This window comes from Pseudogemmobacter humi, assembly GCF_900609055.1.
Lineage (GTDB): Bacteria > Pseudomonadota > Alphaproteobacteria > Rhodobacterales > Rhodobacteraceae > Pseudogemmobacter > Pseudogemmobacter humi.
In genome coordinates this window covers 162,619-178,224 of the sequence record NZ_UXAW01000048.1, presented here as the reverse complement: position 1 = coordinate 178,224, position 15,606 = coordinate 162,619, and the positions used below count along the sequence as shown (strand labels likewise).

Genomic DNA, 15,606 nt, shown 5'->3' with positions numbered 1-15,606 from the left:
CTACCGGAAAAGTAAGCGGGCCGCTGGCCCGCTTTTTCGTTTTGGGATACCCATGAGTGATCTTATCGCCAAGACCGCCATCGACCGCCGGCTGGCCGACATCGTCGGCCCGGTGATCGAAGGACTGGGATACGAGCTGATCCGCCTGCGGCTGATGGGCGGCCACGGCAAGGTGCAGCGCACCCTTCAGATCATGGCCGACCGCCCCGACGGCGGCATCGGCGTCGAGGATTGCAGCAGGATTTCGACCGCGGTTTCCGCCGTGCTGGACGTGGAAGACCCGATCGAGGAAAATTACGTTCTGGAGGTTTCGTCCCCCGGCATCGACCGGCCGCTGACCCGGCTGAAGGATTTCGACACCTGGGCCGGCTGGGAAGCGAGAATCGAGACCAGCGAACTGATCGACGGCCGCCGCCGCTTCAAGGGCGATCTGAAGGGCGTCGAGGCCGAAGAGGTGCTGATCGAGATCGAGGATCACGGCGCGCCGGTGATCATCGGGCTGAATTTCGACTGGCTCTCGGATGCCAAGCTGATCCTCTCGGACGCGCTGATCGCCGAGATGCTGCGGCAGAAGAAGGTGGACCTGCCCGAGGACGGCGGCTTCGACGAGATCGAAGAGACCGACGAGACGGATGACATCGACGGGGACGACGACGCCGTTCCCGGCACGAAACACTGAGACAGGGTGAGACCCATGGCAATCACTTCGGCCAACCAGCTTGAGCTTCTGCAAACCGCCGAGGCGGTGGCGCGCGAAAAGATGATCGACCCGGATCTGGTGATCCAGGCGATGGAGGACAGCCTCGCCCGTGCCGCCAAATCGCGTTACGGCGCCGATATGGACATCCGCGTCGCCATCGACCGCAAGACCGGCCGGGCGAGCTTCACCCGGGTGCGCACCGTGGTCGAGGACGATGCGGTCGAGAATTACCACGCCCAGCTGACCGTCAAACAGGCGAAGGATTACCTGAAGGATCCGCAGATCGGCGACGAGATCACCGACGAGGTTCCCCCGGTCGATCTGGGCCGCATCGCCGCGCAATCCGCCAAGCAGGTGATCCTGCAAAAGGTGCGCGAGGCCGAGCGCGACCGCCAGTATGACGAGTTCAGGGACCGCAAGGGCACCATCATCAACGGCGCCGTCAAGCGCGAGGAATACGGCAACGTCATCGTCGACATCGGCCGCGGCGAGGGCATCCTGCGCCGCAACGAGAAGATCGGCCGCGAGGCCTATCGCATCGGCGACCGCATCCGCTGCTACATCAAGGACGTGCGCCGCGAGGTCCGCGGACCCCAGGTCTTCCTGTCGCGCACCGATCCGCAGTTCATGGCGGAACTGTTCAAGATGGAAGTGCCCGAGATCTACGACGGCATCATCGAGATCAAGGCCGTGGCCCGCGACCCGGGCTCGCGCGCGAAGATCGCCGTGATCAGCTACGACAACTCCATCGACCCGGTCGGCGCCTGCGTCGGTATGCGCGGCAGCCGCGTCCAGGCCGTGGTGAACGAGCTTCAGGGCGAGAAGATCGACATCATTCCGTGGAACCAGGATCACGCGACCTTCCTCGTGAACGCGCTGCAACCGGCCCAGGTCTCGAAAGTGGTCTTCGACGAGGACGGCGGCAAGATCGAGGTCGTGGTCCCCGACGAGCAGCTCTCGCTCGCCATCGGCCGGCGCGGTCAGAACGTGCGGCTTGCCTCGCAGCTGACGGCGCTGGATATCGACATCCTGACCGAAGCCGAGGAATCGCAGCGCCGCCAGGCCGAATTCGCCGCACGCACCGCCCTCTTCATGGAGACGCTGGATGTCGACGAGATGATGGCGCAGCTTCTGGTCGCCGAGGGCTTCACCAATCTGGAAGAAGTCGCCTATGTCGAGCAGGACGAGCTTCTGTCGATCGACGGCTTCGACGAAGGCACCGCCGAGGAACTCCAGGCCCGCGCCCGCGACTATCTGGAAGAGCAGGCGAAAAAGGCTCTGGAAGCCGCCCGCGCCATGGGCGTCGAGGAAAGCCTCATTGAATTCGAGGGGCTCACCCCCCAGATGCTTGAGGCGCTCGGCAAGGACGGCATCAGGACGCTGGAAGATTTCGCCACCTGCGCCGACTGGGAACTGGCAGGCGGCTGGACGACCGAGAACGGCCAGCGCAAGAAGGACGAAGGCATTCTCGAAAAATTCGATATGTCGCTGGAAGAGGCGCAGACCCTGGTGATGACCGCGCGGGTCATGCTGGGCTGGGTCGATCCGACCGCGGCAATGCCCGCTGAAGAGGAAGAGGCCGGCGAGAGCGAGACCAGCGACGACGAAGAGGAGGCCGGGGCCTGATCCCAGGCCTCGGGGATCCGCGATGACGCGCGGCGGCCGGGACAAATTGCGGGACGAGCCGGAACGGAAATGTATCGTTTCCGGCGAGACGGGGCCGAAAGCCGGCCTCGTCCGTTTCGTTGTCGGACCCGAAGGCGAGGTGGTGCCCGATATCACGGGCCGGCTGCCGGGGCGGGGCATATATGTCTCGGCCTCGCGCGGGCTGATCGAGAAGGCCGCGAAGAAGGGGCTGTTCGCCCGCGCGGCGCGGGCGCCGGTGAAGGCGCCGGCGGATCTGGCCGATACGGTCGAGGCCCTGCTGGCGCGGCGGGTGGTTGATCTTCTGTCGCTTGCGCGTAAGGCGGGCGACGCGGTGACGGGTTACGAGAAGGTTAAGGACTGGCTGGTGAGCGGGCGCGGACGCGTCCTGATCCAGGCAGAGGACGGATCGGAACGCGGGAAAAGCAAGCTGCGGCCGCCCGAAGGGGAAAACAGGCTGATTTCCTGGCTTTCGGCAGGGGAAATCGGTTTGGCTTTCGGGCGCGAACGTGCAATACACGCGGCGCTTGCGGCTGGTGGACTCAGCGAACGCGTTGTAGAGGAAGCGGCAAGGCTTGCCGGGTTGAGAGCGCCAGCGGGCGCGGAAACCGGCAGGCAGGTCGGCGGGATTTCCGCCGGGAAGGATATGTAGGACGGATGAGCGATACTGACGGCAAGAAACCCCTCGGGCTTGGTGGCGGCCCCCGTTCCGGTTCGGTGAAGCAAAGCTTCTCGCACGGACGGACCCATGCTGTGGTCGTAGAGACCAAGCGCAAGCGCGTTGTGGTGCCCAACCCGGCCAAGCCGGGCGCTCCCGCCGGGGGGGGCTCATCGGGCGCCTCCCATCTGGGTGACCCCTCGAAACGCCCTGCCGGCATCTCGGACGCCGAGATGCAGCGCCGGCTTGACGCTTTGCGTCAGGCCAAGGCCCGCGAGCAGGAAGAGGCCGCGAAACGCGCCGCCGAAGAGCGTGAGCGCGAGGAAGAGCGCCAGCGCCGCCGCGAGGAAATCGAGACCAAGGAACGCGAGGACCGCCAGCGCGAAGCCGCGCTGCGCGCCCGCGCCGAAGAGGAAGAGCGCCAGAAGCGCGAGGCCGAGGAAGAGGCGAAGAACCGCGCCGCTGCCCGCAAGGCCGACGTGCTGGGCACCCAGCGTCGCCAGCCCGCGGCCCCCGCGCCGGCCGCCAAACCGGCCGAAGCCGAAGTTCCCGGCGATCGTGGCGCCGGCCAGAGCCGCCCGCGTCCGGGCGCCGCGGCCGAAGGCCCTGCCGCCGGCGGCCCGCGCCCCGGCACCACGCCGCGCAAGACCGACCGCGAGCGCGAGAACCGCGAAACCGACCGCGGCGCCGCGCGCCGTGGCGACGAGGGCCGGCGGACCGGCAAGCTGACGCTTTCCGCTGCCACCTCGGAAGACGGCGGCCGCCAGCGCAGCCTCGCCGCGATGAAGCGCAAGCAGGAAAAAGCCCGGCAAAAAGCCATGGGCTTCGGCCAGAAGGCTGAAAAGCAGGTGCGCGACGTGCAGCTGCCCGAAACCATCGTGGTCAGCGAACTGGCGAACCGGATGGCCGAACGCGCCGCCGATGTCGTCAAATCGCTGATGAAAATGGGCATGATGGTCACGATGAACCAAGTGATCGATGCCGATACGGCGGAACTGGTGATCGAGGAATTCGGCCACCGCGCCGTCCGTGTCACCGATGCCGATGTGGAACAGGCCATCGACTCGGTCGAGGACAAGGCCGAGGATCTGGTCTCGCGCCCGCCGATCGTGACCATCATGGGCCATGTCGACCACGGCAAGACCTCGCTTCTGGACCGGATCCGCAAGGCCAATGTGGCCACGGGCGAGGCCGGGGGCATCACCCAGCATATCGGCGCCTATCAGGTCAAAGCGCCGAACGGGCAGGTCATCACCTTCCTCGATACGCCTGGCCACGCGGCCTTTACCTCCATGCGGGCCCGCGGCGCGCATGTCACCGATATCGTGGTGCTGGTGGTTGCGGCCGATGACGCCGTGATGCCGCAGACCATCGAGGCGATCAACCACGCGAAAGCGGCTGGCGTCCCGATGATCGTGGCGATCAACAAGATCGACAAGCCATCGGCGAACCCGACCAAGGTCCGCACCGATCTGCTCCAGCACGAAGTCGTCGTCGAGGCGATGTCGGGCGAGGTGCAGGATATCGAGGTCTCGGCCCATACCGGCCAGGGCATTGACAGCCTGCTGGAAGCCATCGCGCTTCAGGCCGAATTGCTGGATCTGAAAGCGAACCCGAACCGCTCGGCCCGCGCCGCAGTGATCGAGGCCAAGCTGGATGTCGGCCGCGGCCCGGTCGCCACCGTCCTGGTGCAGAACGGCACGCTGAAGAAGGGCGACATTTTCTCGGTCGGCGAGAAATGGGGCAAGGTCCGCGCGCTTATCAATGACAAGGGCGAAACCGTCACCGAGGCTGGTCCCTCGGTCCCGGTCGAGGTGCTTGGCCTTGATGGAACGCCATCGGCAGGCGACACGCTCGACGTGGTGAACTCGGAAGCCCAGGCCCGCGAGATCGCGGATTACCGCGAGAAGGCCTCGAAGGACAAACGCGCCGCCGCCGGTGCCGCGACCACGCTTGAACAGCTGATGGCCAAGGCCAAGGCCGACAAGGATGTGGTCGAGATCCCGGTGATCGTGAAGGCTGACGTCCAGGGTTCTGCCGAAGCCATCGTTCAGGCGCTGGAAAAGGTCGGCAATGAAGAGGTCCGGATCCGGATCCTGCATTACGGCGTTGGTGCCATCACCGATTCCGATGTGGGTCTGGCCGATGCCTCGGGCGCGCCGATCCTGGCCTTCAACGTCCGCGCCAATGCGACCGCGCGTGGCTCGGCCTCGCAAAAAGGCGTCGAGATCCGCTATTATTCGATCATCTACGATCTGTTGGATGATATGAAGGAAGCGGCGTCGGGCAAGCTCAAGGCCGAGATCCGCGAGCATTTCATCGGCTATGCGAAGATCCTCGAAGTCTTCCGCATCACGGGCACCGGCAACGTGGCGGGCTGCCAGGTCACCGAAGGCGTGGCGCGGCGTTCGGCGGGCGTGCGGCTTCTGCGCGACAACGTGGTGATCCACGAGGGCACGCTGAAGACGCTCAAACGCTTCAAGGACGAGGTGAAAGAGGTCTATGCCGGCCAGGAATGCGGTATGGCCTTCGAGCGCTACGAGGATGTCCGCGCGGGCGACGTGATCGAGATCTTCGAACGCGAAGAGGTCCAGCGCACGCTGGCCTGACGCGCCGGGGGCCTGACGCGCCGGGAAACCGGGGGGCAGCCCCCGGTTCGTCCCAGGCCTCAGGATACAGACGGAATGCAGAAAGGGCCGGGAAATCCCGGCCCTTTTCTGTTGCTCCGGCCCCGCCAGGCGGGATGGAATGATGTCAGGACTGGCGCACCGGCTGCACCGGAGTGCCGACATAGACCCGGTTGTCGACGCTGACCGCAATCTTGCCGTCAGGCCCCTGCGAAACGAAAAGCCCCTGCACCGAGATATGGTTGCCGATCGAAATGGTCCGCAGCATGGTGCCCCCCTTCAGGCATTTTCTCCTTACAGTAGAAATAAACGGCGAATTGCGTCAGAAAACAATCAAAATATGGGCTGAATTTTAAGATTATTGCGCAATTTCTACAACCAGTCGCGCAGGATCGGGATCAGCGGCAGATCCGCGGGCGGCATCGGATAGTCGCGCAGCTTTGCCGGCGCCACCCAGGCGAGGGTCTGGCCCTCCTGGGCGGCCGGAATGCCCTCCCATTTGCGGCAGGCGAACAGCGGCATCAGCAGGTGGAAGTCGTCGTAGCTGTGGCTGGCGAAGGTCAGCGGTGCGAGGCAGGACTGCCAGGTGTCGATCCCCAGTTCCTCTTTCAGCTCGCGGATCAGGCAGGCCTCGGGCGTCTCGCCCGGCTCGACCTTGCCGCCGGGGAACTCCCACAATCCGGCCAGGCTCTTGCCCGGCGGGCGCTGCGCGAGCAGCACGCGGCCGTCGGCGTCGATCAGCGCGACGGCAGAGACGAGGATGGTTTTCATCGGCGGTTTTCCTCGGACGCGGCGGAACCGGGGGACTTCGCGTCCCCCGGGCCCCCTGCGGGATATTTACAGACAGAAAATGATCAGGAGCGGTAATCCGCGTTGATCTCGATGTAGCGGTTGGTCAGATCGCAGGTCCAGACCGTGCGCTTCGCGCGGCCCATTCCGAGGCTCACGTCGATCAGCAATTCCTGGCCCTTCATATACTCCGCCCCGGCCTCTTCGGTGTAGGAGGGCGATTTCCAGCCCTTTTCCGCCACCAGGATATCGCCGAAGCGGATGGTCAGCCGGTCGCGCTCAGCCGCGGCGCCGGATTTCCCCACCGCCATGACGATGCGGCCCCAGTTCGGATCCTCGCCCGCCACCGCGGTTTTCACCAGGGGCGAGTTGGCGATGGCGAAGGCCACTTTCGCGGCATCCTCGTCGCTGGCCGCGCCCGAGACCCGGACCTCGATCAGCTTGGAGGCCCCCTCTCCGTCGCGCACCACCTGGAGCGCCAGATCCTGCATCACTGCGGCCAGCGCGGTCTCGAACGCTTTCAGCGCGGCGCCTTTCAGCTCGGCCGCGGGCGACTGGCCGGTCGCGGCGACCAGCAGCGTGTCGGAGGTCGAGGTGTCGCTGTCCACCGTGATCGAGTTGAACGAGCCACTGAGGTGGCGCGAGACCAGTTTTTGCAGGTTCGCCTGGCTGATCTTCGCATCGGTGAAGATATAGACCAGCATCGTCGCCATATCCGGCGCGATCATGCCCGAGCCCTTGGCGATGCCGGCGATATGGACCGCGCCGCCCTCGGCCTCCACCGTCGCGGTGGCGCCTTTGGGGAAGGTGTCGGTGGTCATGATCGCCTCGGCGGCCATCTGGATGCCCTGTTCCGACAGGCCCGCCGCCAGATCGCCGATCACCGCGGTGATCTTCTCATGCGGCAGCGGCTCGCCGATCACGCCGGTCGAGGACGAGAACACCCGGCTTGCGGGCAGGCCGAGCGCCTCGGCCACGCCGCCGGTGACGGCCGCCACCGCCTGCTCGCCGCGCTTGCCGGTGAAGGCGTTGGAATTGCCCGAGTTCACCACAATGGCCGCACCGGCGCCCGCGGGCACCTTTGCCGCCAGCTTCGCCTCGCAGTCGCGCACGCAGGCCGAGCGGGTGGTCGAGCGGGTGAAGGCCCCGGCGATCACGCTGCCCGGCGCCAGCCGCACCAGCATCACATCCTTGCGGTTCTGGTATTTGATCCCGGCGCCGAGGGCGGAAAACTCCGCCCCCGCGATCAGCGGCAGCGCCGGAAACGCGGCGGGGGCCAGGGGCGAGACCGGATGTTTCGCCTTTTGCACCGCCTGCGCCACCATATCTGACACCGCGTCCGAGACGCTCACCGCCACCGGCAGCACGGCATCGGTCACCCGCGTCTTCAGCTTGCGGACCTTTTTCTTCAGCGCCTTCACTTCGGCCTTCCAGTCGGTCTTTGCCATGGCGCTGCCCTCAGTCGATCAGGCTGGTGTTTTTCAGAAGCGCGGGGTCCAGCCCCTCGCCCGGTTTTTCGATGGCGGCGCCGTCGGCCAGGCCCTTGATATGGGCCTCGATGGCGGCGGTCTCGATCTCGGCGGCCAGATCCTCGCGGATCTCGTCCAGCGTCGGCTGCTCGGCGACGCGCGTCTCGTGCACCAGCACCAGATGCCAGCCGAACTGGGTCTCGATGGGGCCCTCGACCTTGCCCGGCGCTGCGGCGATCACCGCATCCTCGAAGGGTTTCACCATCATGCCGAGGCCGAACCAGCCCAGTTCCCCCCCGGCCGCGCCCGATCCGGTGTCGAGCGATTTCGTCCGCGCGAGTTCGGCGAAATCCGCGCCGCCGTCGAGCTGGGTCTTCAGCTCTTTGGCCTCGGCCTCGGTTTCCACCAGGATATGCGCGGCGCTGTATTCCTTTTGCGGCTCGGCGGCGGCGAATTTCTCGTCATAGGCCTTTTGCAGCGCCGCATCGTCCACCGCCGCCGTGGCGATCCTGCCGATGGCCACGCCCGACAGATAGCCGCGGCGGTCGTTCTCCAGATTGGCCGCGTCGCGCGCGGTCAGATCGCCGGCGGACTGCGCCAGAACCTCCTGCTGCACCAGCTGATCGAGGATGCCCTTGAACAGCACATCGTCGGGCAGCATGCGGTATTGCTCGGGCAGGCTTTCGCGCAAGGCGATCATCTGGCCAAGCGTGATCACGGTATCGTTCACCTTCGCCACCACGGTCGCGGCGCTTTCGCCCTCGGCCCAGGCGGGGGCGGCCACGGCGAGCACCGCCGCAAAAGCCGCGCCGAGACGCATCTGTTTCGCCATATCACCCACTCCTGATCTGCCGCGCGACCCGCGCACGTTGACTATGGCCCCTGCACCCCTTACATCGCGACAGTCGCGTGAAACGGGGCACCCCGAACCTTCTCCGGGAACCTTCCCGGGCATTTCTATGGAAGGCGCCGCGGGCGGGCAAGTCACAGCCTCACACGATCACGCAAGAACCGCCGCACGGAGAGATCATGCTGGGTCTGGGAACGCTCGCGAAAAAGGTTTTTGGCTCGCCCAATGACCGCAAGGTGAAAGCGGTTCGTCCGCTTGTCGCAAGGATCAACGCGCTGGAAGCGGAATATGCCGCGCTCAGCGACGAGGGCCTGATCGGAAAGACCCGCGAGTTTCAGAAGCGCGTGCAGCAAGACGGCGAGAGCCTGGAAAAGATCCTGCCCGAGGCCTTCGCCAACTGCCGCGAGGCGGCGAAGCGCGCCCTTGGTCTGCGGGCTTTCGATGTGCAGCTGATGGGCGGCATCTTCCTGCATCAGGGCAATATCGCCGAGATGCGCACCGGCGAGGGCAAGACGCTGGTCGCGGCCTTCCCGTCCTACCTGAACGCGCTGACCGGGCGCGGGGTGCATGTCGTCACCGTCAACGACTATCTGGCCAAACGCGACGCCGACACCATCGGCAAGGTCCATACCAGACTGGGGCTGACCACCGGGGTCGTCTACCCCTGGCAGCCCGATACCGAGAAGCGCGCGGCCTATGCCGCCGACGTGACCTATGCCACCAACAACGAGCTGGGCTTCGACTACCTTCGCGACAATATGAAGGGCTCGATCGACGAGATGATGCAGCGCGGGCATTACTACGCCATCGTCGACGAGGTGGACTCGATCCTCGTCGATGAGGCGCGCACGCCGCTGATCATCTCCGGCCCGGCCCAGGACCGTTCCGAGCTTTACGTCTCGATCGACAAGCTGATCCCGCATCTGGGCGCCGACGATTTCACCCTGGACGAAAAGCAGCGCAACGTCACCTTTACCGAGGCCGGCAACGACCATATCGAGGCGCTGCTGAGCGAGGCCGGGATCCTGCCCGAGGGCCAGCACCTCTTCGCGCCGGAAAGCACGACCATCGTGCATCACATCAACCAGGCGCTGCGCGCGCATCAGATGTTCTTCCGCGACCAGCATTACATCGTCCGCGATGGCGAGATCGTGCTGATCGACGAATTCACCGGCCGGATGATGAAGGGCCGCCGCCTGTCCGATGGTCTGCACCAGGCCATCGAGGCCAAGGAGGGCGTGGCGATACAGCCCGAGAACGTGACCATGGCCTCGGTGACGTTCCAGAACTACTTCCGGCTTTACGAAAAGCTGGCGGGCATGACCGGCACCGCCGCGACCGAGGCCGAGGAATTCATGCAGATCTACGGCCTCGGCGTGGTCGAGATCCCGACCAACCGCCCGGTCGCGCGCAAGGACGAACACGATCAGGTCTACCGCACCGCGCGCGAGAAATTCGACGGCATCGTCGTCTCGATCAAAGAGGCGCATGGCCGCGGCCAGCCGATGCTGGTGGGCACCACCTCGATCGAGAAATCCGAGGCCCTGTCGGAAATGCTGAAGAAAGAGGGCATTCCGCACAATGTGCTGAACGCCCGCCAGCACGAGCAGGAGGCGAAGATCGTGGCCGATGCCGGCCGGTTCGGCGCGGTGACCATCGCGACCAACATGGCGGGCCGCGGCACCGACATCCAGCTTGGCGGCAATATCGAGATGCAGGTGATGGAGGCGCTGGCCGCCGATCCCGCAGCCGATCCGGTGGCTTTGCGCGCCCGGATCGAAGCCGAACATGCCGATGAAAAGGCGAAGGTGCTGGAGGCTGGAGGCCTGTTCGTCCTTGCCACCGAACGGCACGAAAGCCGCCGCATCGACAACCAGTTGCGCGGCCGTTCGGGCCGTCAGGGCGACCCGGGCCGCTCGGCGTTCTTCCTGTCGCTGGAAGATGATCTGATGCGGATTTTCGGCTCGGACCGGCTGGACAGGATCCTCTCGACGCTCGGCATGAAGGAAGGCGAGGCCATCGTTCACCCCTGGGTCAACAAATCGCTGGAGAAAGCCCAGGCCAAGGTCGAGGGCCGCAACTTCGACGTGCGCAAATCGCTCTTGCGCTTCGACGATGTGATGAACGACCAGCGCAAGGCGATCTTCAGCCAGCGGCTTGAGATCCTCAAGGCCGAGCATGTCTCGGAAATCGCCACCGACATGCGCCATCACGTCATCGACGATATGGTCGATGAATTCATGCCGCCCAAGACCTATCCGGACGCCTGGAATCTGGAAGGCCTGCGCGATGCGGGCCGCCAGCGGCTGAACATGGACATGCCGGTCACGGAATGGGCCGCCGAGGAAGGCGTCGATCAGGCCGCCATGGCCGAGCGGATCATCGAGAACTCCGACCGCTACATGGCGGAAAAAACCGAAGCCTTCGGCGAAACCACCATGCTGCAAATCGAAAAGCAGGTGCTTTTGCAGGCCATCGACGCCAAATGGCGCGAGCATCTTCTGCGGCTGGAGCATCTGCGCTCGGTGATCCATTTCCGCCAGTATGCGCAGCGCGATCCGCTGAACGAATACAAGACCGAGGCCTTCCAGCTTTTCGAATCGATGCTGGAAAGCCTGCGCCTCCAGGTCACCGAGCAACTGTCGCGCATCCGCCCCCTGACCAAAGAGGAGCAGGAGACGATGATGGCGCAGATGCTGGCGCAGCAGCAGGCCCAGACGGGCCTCCAGGCTGCGGAACTGCCCGCGCCCGCGCCGCAACCCGAGGCCCCGGCGGCGCAGCTTGCCGGTTTCAATGAGGCCGATCCCGCGACCTGGGGCAATCCGGGCCGCAACGACCCCTGCCCCTGCGGCTCGGGCGAGAAGTTCAAACATTGCCACGGCAAACTGGCCTGAGCCTGTGAAACATGGCGGCAAAAGGGCGGCGCGGCCGCCCTTTTTCGTTTCCGGGCCGCAGGGGCGGGAATCATTCCACACCCCCGCCATCGGAAAGCCCGGATTCACCGCGATTTTCCCCTCAGTCATTATGATTCCGGGGCTTTTGAAGATGAACACGAAACGCAGGGCATTACGCGCGGGCGCCGTTCTTTTCGTGGCACTCGGGGCCGGGCATCTGGTCCAGACCATGGGCGCGGGCAGGCCCGCCTCTGAGCCGGCACATGCGGCGATCCGGGGCATCGAAACCGTCGCGGCCAGCGATGCCGGCACCCCGGCCGCAGGCAAGGCGCTGCTGCCGCCCGCCGCCTCGCTGACAGGCCCCGCCCCGGCCGCAGCGAAGGAAACCGCCCCGCCGCCCGTTCCCGAGATCGCGGCCGCCCCCGACTGCACCCCCGCTCTGGCGGTCGCTGCCGCCCCGGGCGCGCTGCTCTCGCTCTCGCTGAGCGCGCCGTGCAACGGTGGAGAAAGCGTCTCGCTGCGCCACGGCGGCCTGGTGATTGCCGCGGCGCTGGATACGCAAGGCAGCCTGCGCCTCGATCTTCCGGCGTTCGAGGCCGCGGGCCAGGTCTCGGCCCTGCTGGAGGGCGGCGGTTTCGCCAGCGCCGCGGCAAAGGTCGATCTGACCGGATACCGCCGCTTCGCCGTGCAGTGGATGGCCGATGACGCCTTCCAGCTTCACGCGCTGGAACAGGGCGCGGATTACGGCGCCCCGGGCGATGTTCACGCCGGGAATGCGGCCTCGCCCGAGGGCGGGGCGCTGATGCGGCTCGGCGACCCGGCCCTGCCGGTGCCGATGCTGGCCGAGGTCTACACCTGGCCCACGGGCAAGGCCGTCAGCGTGCGCCCGGTGGTCGAAGCCGCCGTGACCGCCACCACCTGCGGCCGCGAACTGGCGGGCGAGACAGTCAGCCTCTCCTCCGGCCGGGTCACCGTCCAGGATCTGACGCTGACCATGCCGGGCTGCGACGCCATCGGCGACATTCTGGTGTTGAATAATCTCGTGCCGGAGATGACACTCGCCGCCATGAACTAGGGGGCCGGTGGGCGTTATGTATTCGGGACACAGCGGCGCGGCGGTTTTCGCCGCGCTTGTTTTTGCGGCCTTGCTGTCGGCCCTCGCCCCCGCCCGGGCCGAGGACGTGACGCTGATCTCGCGTGAGGGCAATATCGTGCTGCCGGGCCGCCTGCTGGGGTTCGACGGCGAATTCTACCGCATCGACACTGCCTGGGGGCTGCTGACCGTCGATGGCCAGGGCGTGATCTGCGAGGGCCCCGCCTGCCCCGACCTGACCGCGCCGCGCGCCGAAATCCGCCTGACCGGCGCGCCCGATGCCGGGATGCGGCTGATGCCCGGCCTGTTCCGCGCCTTCGCCGCCAACCGCGGTCTCGTGTTCCAGGAGACCCTTCCCGAGGCGCCGCAATCCTGGGCCGCGCGGATCCAGGAACCCGACGGCGCGCAGATCCTCGCCGACATCTCCTTCACCCCCGCCGATCCCGACACCGCCCGCGCCGCGCTCGACGCCGGGGCGGCCGAGTTCGCACTCACCCTGATCGGCTCGCGCGGGGGCGAGGCCCGGCCCGTCGCGCTGGAAGCGCTGGTCCCGGTGATGGCGCCCGACAATCCGACGCCCCGGATCTCGACCCCCGATCTGGCGCGGGCGCTCTCGGGCGAGGTGAAGAACTGGGCCGGTCTGGGCGGGCCGGACATGCCCATCGTGCTGCATGCCCTGGCGCCCGAAACCGATATGGCGCGGGCGCTGGCGGAACGGCTGGGCACGCAGATCCGCGCCGATGTGCTGCACCCGGATATGGCCAGCCTTGCAAGCGCGGTGGCGAAAGACCCCTGGGCGCTGGCGATCACCGGCCGGGCCGAGATGGCCCCCGCCACGGCGGCACCGTTGACCGACAGCTGCGGCTTTCCGCTGTTGCCGCTGCCGGTCTCGGTCAAGGCCGAGGATTACCCGCTGGCGCTGCCGGTCTTTCTGGTGCCACCGCCGCGCCGCCTGCCGCTGATCGCGCGCGAGTTTCTGGAATTCCTCGCCACACCGCAGGCCGACACAGCGGTGGCGGCCGCGGGCTATATCGACCGCTCGGTCGAAGCCGCGCCGATGACGCGCGACGGACTGCGGCTGATCAACGCGATCCGCGGCGCGGGCGCGGATGTGACTTTGGCCGATCTGAAGCGGCTGGCCGAGGTGATGGACGGCGCCGACCGGCTGTCGCTGACCTTCCGCTTCGAGGAGGGCACGTCAGAGCTGGACGCCTCGTCGCGCGAGAACCTCGCGCAGCTGGCGCGGCTGATCGGCTCGGGGCAGTTCCCGGCGAAGGCGCTGATCTTCGCCGGTTTCTCGGACGGAACCGGCGATGCAGCGGCGAATCGCGCGCTGTCCTCCGAGCGCGCCGAACGGGTGGCTCAGGACCTGGCCGCGCTGGCCCCCGATCTGCGCCCCGAGCAGATCCCGATCGTCGAGGGCTTTGGCGAGGCGCTGCCGATGGCCTGCGACGAAACCGCCATCGGGCGCCGGCTGAACCGGCGGGTCGAGCTCTGGGTGGTCCCGGATTTCACCCCCGCCCCGCTGTGACCCGGGCGTCAGGGGGCAGCGAACGCCTTTTTTTAAGCGGGCGGATCGGCTGTGGATTCCTCCCCCCTTCGGTGAACTGCGATCGAAGCCCGGCGCCGGCAGAACCCGCGAGAGCACCAGGCACGGTATTCCCCACCGCTATCGACAGGCTCATCAAAGAGACGCCGCACCGATCCGCCCCCCGACGCTGCGCCCGCGCATCCTGCAACCGATGCGTTCAGGCAGGCGGCCGCCGGGGATCGGCGCAGAATGACAACCCGATCATCGTCCCGGCACTGGCCGGGCTTTGAACGTCAGATCGCACTTCCGACCCTCAGCAGATCGAGCACTGGATCAAAGGTATACATGGCAGCAGCCCGCGACTGCTTTGACCGGGCGCAAAGGGCCAGCCTCCACCATCCGGCGTGACAGGGCCCCGCCCAGGATGACGGAATCCCGGAGCGATCGGCAAACCGGTCGTTGCGAAGGATCGGGCCAGCGAACACGAAGTCCAATACCTGATCATGGAACCGCGAGTTCATCACCATGCGGCTTTCCTTTCCCTGTTTTCCGAACGGCGACCGGTACGGCTACGACCAGCCCCGAAGCGTCGCGGCTCCCCAATGGTGTGGTTTGACCCGCAACTGGCCCGGGTCGCGGCCCCGAGCGGCAGGGGGCATCCAAGAAGTCTCACTGACGGCCGTCCGGTTCTGCCTCCCGACCGGGAGCCTGTCCGGGCTGCCGCTCCGGCAGATCAGGCCATGAACATATGCCGGTGGTGTCGCCACCGGTTCAGGAAACCGGAGGCATGTGGTCCCGGCGACCATGGCGAGGGGCGGGTGGCCAATCACCGGGAAAACAAAATTGCAGGGCTTTTGCCCCCGGATCAATGCTGACCCTACTCATAGCCGGGCTGCTTTCCGGCCCGGCCCATATCCGCGGGCACGGGGCCGACCGCCATCGCCGGCGGCGCAGGATCCATATCGGTACTGATACAGATAGGCCGGAGGGGCGGTCGGTCGGGATGACCGGCAACCGCATCGGGGATGCCGGGTCGGCGAAGCGCCACCGGCTCGGACGAACCGGAAGATCAGGCGCCCCCCCTCGCCGGAGGCGCGGAAGGCAGTATCACCACCGACGGAATCCATGACACCAGGGGCCGCCACAGCACCATCGCAGCCCGGGGGCCAATGCCGCCACACCGCAGCGCCGGAATGCCCGGGACCGGAAGGGAGATGACCCCGGTCTGAAGGCGCGCTTAGAGCGCTGCGCGCCGGCAAGTGCTCCGGGCGGGCAAGCTGGCAGAACGGGCAAACCGGAAGAAATGGTCCGGACATCACCTGTGATGTGGTGTGGAAGCCAGGATGAGCCC

General features: G+C 66.5%; 12 protein-coding genes. 7 read left to right on the top strand and 5 right to left on the bottom strand.

Annotation, left to right across the window (positions count from 1 at the left end; all coding sequences use genetic code 11):
• The first annotated feature begins 52 nt into the window (after positions 1-52).
• From rimP to infB, 4 genes are read left to right on the top strand one after another with little or no spacing between them, the layout of a single operon-like run.
• Entirely contained in the window at positions 53-679 is a 627-nt protein-coding gene (gene rimP / locus XINFAN_RS05620) for a ribosome maturation factor RimP (RefSeq protein ID WP_124085497.1), read from the top strand.
• A gap of 15 nt (positions 680-694) precedes the next feature.
• Positions 695-2,326, top strand: a complete 1,632-nt coding sequence (gene nusA / locus XINFAN_RS05615) for a transcription termination factor NusA (RefSeq protein WP_124085496.1) — start codon at positions 695-697, stop codon at positions 2,324-2,326.
• A gap of 22 nt (positions 2,327-2,348) precedes the next feature.
• Positions 2,349-2,996, top strand: coding sequence for an RNA-binding protein (locus tag XINFAN_RS05610; protein ID WP_124085495.1), 648 nt, complete (start codon positions 2,349-2,351; stop codon positions 2,994-2,996).
• A 5-nt stretch (positions 2,997-3,001) separates the two neighbouring features.
• Positions 3,002-5,611: a translation initiation factor IF-2 gene (gene infB / locus XINFAN_RS05605; protein WP_124085494.1), complete on the top strand. Its 2,610-nt coding sequence runs from the start codon at positions 3,002-3,004 to the stop codon at positions 5,609-5,611.
• A 145-nt stretch (positions 5,612-5,756) separates the two neighbouring features.
• On the opposite strand, the gene XINFAN_RS21925 is transcribed toward infB, so the two are convergent.
• The 4 genes from XINFAN_RS21925 to XINFAN_RS05590 all read right to left on the bottom strand — a co-directional run bounded on the left by XINFAN_RS21925 (position 5,757) and on the right by XINFAN_RS05590 (position 8,719).
• Positions 5,757-5,897, bottom strand: a complete 141-nt coding sequence (locus XINFAN_RS21925; RefSeq protein WP_199286369.1) for a hypothetical protein — start codon at positions 5,895-5,897, stop codon at positions 5,757-5,759.
• Positions 5,898-6,001: 104 nt separating this feature from the next.
• Positions 6,002-6,400, bottom strand: coding sequence for a (deoxy)nucleoside triphosphate pyrophosphohydrolase (locus tag XINFAN_RS05600; RefSeq protein ID WP_124085493.1), 399 nt, complete (start codon positions 6,398-6,400; stop codon positions 6,002-6,004).
• A gap of 83 nt (positions 6,401-6,483) precedes the next feature.
• Positions 6,484-7,743: a bifunctional glutamate N-acetyltransferase/amino-acid acetyltransferase ArgJ gene (gene argJ, locus XINFAN_RS05595; RefSeq protein ID WP_435530855.1), complete on the bottom strand. Its 1,260-nt coding sequence runs from the start codon at positions 7,741-7,743 to the stop codon at positions 6,484-6,486.
• 133 nt (positions 7,744-7,876) lie between these two features.
• Positions 7,877-8,719 carry a peptidylprolyl isomerase gene (locus XINFAN_RS05590; RefSeq protein ID WP_435530849.1) on the bottom strand — a complete coding sequence of 281 codons (843 nt, stop codon included), beginning with the start codon at positions 8,717-8,719 and terminating at the stop codon, positions 7,877-7,879.
• 197 nt (positions 8,720-8,916) lie between these two features.
• Between XINFAN_RS05590 and secA the strand changes: the two genes are divergently transcribed.
• The 3 genes from secA (at position 8,917) to XINFAN_RS05570 (ending at position 14,255) form a co-directional block, all read left to right on the top strand.
• Positions 8,917-11,631, top strand: coding sequence for a preprotein translocase subunit SecA (secA, locus tag XINFAN_RS05585; RefSeq protein WP_124085490.1), 2,715 nt, complete (start codon positions 8,917-8,919; stop codon positions 11,629-11,631).
• Positions 11,632-11,782: 151 nt separating this feature from the next.
• On the top strand, positions 11,783-12,706 hold the full coding sequence (locus XINFAN_RS21635) for a hypothetical protein (RefSeq protein WP_160144546.1): 924 nt from the start codon (positions 11,783-11,785) through the stop codon (positions 12,704-12,706).
• Between the two features lie 16 nt (positions 12,707-12,722).
• Positions 12,723-14,255, top strand: coding sequence for a phosphate ABC transporter substrate-binding/OmpA family protein (locus XINFAN_RS05570; protein ID WP_124085488.1), 1,533 nt, complete (start codon positions 12,723-12,725; stop codon positions 14,253-14,255).
• A 293-nt stretch (positions 14,256-14,548) separates the two neighbouring features.
• Here XINFAN_RS05570 and XINFAN_RS05565 read toward each other — a convergent pair whose 3' ends face one another.
• Positions 14,549-14,782 carry a hypothetical protein gene (locus XINFAN_RS05565; protein ID WP_124085487.1) on the bottom strand — a complete coding sequence of 78 codons (234 nt, stop codon included), beginning with the start codon at positions 14,780-14,782 and terminating at the stop codon, positions 14,549-14,551.
• Positions 14,783-15,606: the final 824 nt, after the last annotated feature.

Coding starts and splice junctions, on each gene's coding strand:
- rimP (WP_124085497.1), top strand. CDS start 53: ATGAGTGATCTTATCGCCAAGACCGCCATCGACCGCCGGCTGGCCGAC.
- nusA (WP_124085496.1), top strand. CDS start 695: ATGGCAATCACTTCGGCCAACCAGCTTGAGCTTCTGCAAACCGCCGAG.
- XINFAN_RS05610 (WP_124085495.1), top strand. CDS start 2,349: ATGACGCGCGGCGGCCGGGACAAATTGCGGGACGAGCCGGAACGGAAA.
- infB (WP_124085494.1), top strand. CDS start 3,002: ATGAGCGATACTGACGGCAAGAAACCCCTCGGGCTTGGTGGCGGCCCC.
- XINFAN_RS21925 (WP_199286369.1), bottom strand. CDS start 5,897: ATGCTGCGGACCATTTCGATCGGCAACCATATCTCGGTGCAGGGGCTT.
- XINFAN_RS05600 (WP_124085493.1), bottom strand. CDS start 6,400: ATGAAAACCATCCTCGTCTCTGCCGTCGCGCTGATCGACGCCGACGGC.
- argJ (WP_435530855.1), bottom strand. CDS start 7,743: ATGGTGGCGCAGGCGGTGCAAAAGGCGAAACATCCGGTCTCGCCCCTG.
- XINFAN_RS05590 (WP_435530849.1), bottom strand. CDS start 8,719: ATGGCGAAACAGATGCGTCTCGGCGCGGCTTTTGCGGCGGTGCTCGCC.
- secA (WP_124085490.1), top strand. CDS start 8,917: ATGCTGGGTCTGGGAACGCTCGCGAAAAAGGTTTTTGGCTCGCCCAAT.
- XINFAN_RS21635 (WP_160144546.1), top strand. CDS start 11,783: ATGAACACGAAACGCAGGGCATTACGCGCGGGCGCCGTTCTTTTCGTG.
- XINFAN_RS05570 (WP_124085488.1), top strand. CDS start 12,723: ATGTATTCGGGACACAGCGGCGCGGCGGTTTTCGCCGCGCTTGTTTTT.
- XINFAN_RS05565 (WP_124085487.1), bottom strand. CDS start 14,782: ATGGTGATGAACTCGCGGTTCCATGATCAGGTATTGGACTTCGTGTTC.